1 protein-coding gene is annotated in these 1,227 nt (G+C 34.0%); it reads left to right on the plus strand.

Annotation, left to right across the window (positions count from 1 at the left end):
* Nucleotides 1-371 precede the first annotated feature (371 nt).
* Nucleotides 372-905 (plus strand): HK97 family phage prohead protease, encoded by a 534-nt coding sequence (locus OZD63_RS02845; RefSeq protein WP_274979822.1) that lies wholly within the window; start codon nucleotides 372-374, stop codon nucleotides 903-905.
* The last annotated feature ends 322 nt before the right edge of the window (nucleotides 906-1,227 follow it).

Raw genomic sequence — 1,227 nt, forward strand, 5'->3', positions numbered from 1 at the left:
TGAGAAGGAACTGCTACTCAAGTGTTATTTGCTTAACAAATTTACTGAAATAGGCATGGCTAAGTTTGAGATAGCTTCATGAATTTATTGTACGTTACCTACTATCCGAAGAGCGATGCAACAAAGCCATCCCAGTGTCAAGCACTGGGATGACAAAAAAAGGAGGCTACTCGGATGACAGGAGAAGGTACTGCCGTCATAAAGGAACCAGTTTCAGCTACTTTCATGACATCGTTGTAACATTGTACCATATTACAATTTAGCGTTTTTAGTAACTAAGAAAAGTGCTTCCCCCTTTTAGAGCACTGCATATAATAGAATTATATCGCAGTGCATTGCGAAACAAAATTCCCAATACTACAGGAGGCTTTATGAATAAGAAATTTCTCTATTCACCATTGTCAATAAAAAGCATAGGAGAAAACGGTGTATTTTCTGGTTATGCTAGCGTTTTTAATATAGTTGATAAACAAAATGATCTGATATTGCCTGGAGCATTTAAGGAAAATTTAAACAGAAATAAAATAAAACTCCGTTGGCAGCATAATCCTGACGAACCTATAGGTAGTATCATAGATATTTACGAAAATGATGTTGGTCTATATATAATTGCACATTTACTTTTGGGTATTCAGAAAGCAGAAGAAGTGTATTTGATGCTCAAAGCTGGAGCAATTAACGGACTTTCCATCGGCTATATACCTATAGAGTATGATGTTGATCATAAAAGCGGAGCTAGAGTGTTAAAACAAGTGGAATTATGGGAAGTCAGTTTGGTCACTTTTCCTGCAAACTTAGCTGCTCAGGTAATCAATGTGAAAAATCAGAACAATGAACAGGAAGTGTTAGCAAGAGCGATAGGAAAAGCAAATGCTGTACTTACAGACATGTGTATTTCTGCTTAAAGTGTATTACGCAGGCAAAGACTTTACCATAATTTGACACCTGCGTTAGTATGTATTATACTAATATATATAACTTTATCACTGTTAAAATTTTCTGTAAATTAAAGTTAAAAAACAAGGTAATTTTATGCCAAATATTAATAATACGGCTAATTATGAAATTAATGTTAGAACCTGTTAAGGATCTCGAAAATATGAGGTAGAATAAGCATAGTTAAGAAAGAGGTATATCTATGCAAAAAAGCTATCCAAGCGATATAAGTAAAGAACAATTTAAAAAAATTAGACCAATACTGGAGAGTAGCAGAAAGAAAACAAAACC

This window comes from Wolbachia endosymbiont of Drosophila leontia (genome assembly GCF_028981785.1).
In the GTDB taxonomy this organism is placed as follows: domain Bacteria; phylum Pseudomonadota; class Alphaproteobacteria; order Rickettsiales; family Anaplasmataceae; genus Wolbachia; species Wolbachia pipientis.

What these genes read in the sequence shown, in the direction of transcription:
- OZD63_RS02845 (WP_274979822.1), top strand. Translation starts at nt 372, where the DNA reads ATGAATAAGAAATTTCTCTATTCACCATTGTCAATAAAAAGCATAGGA.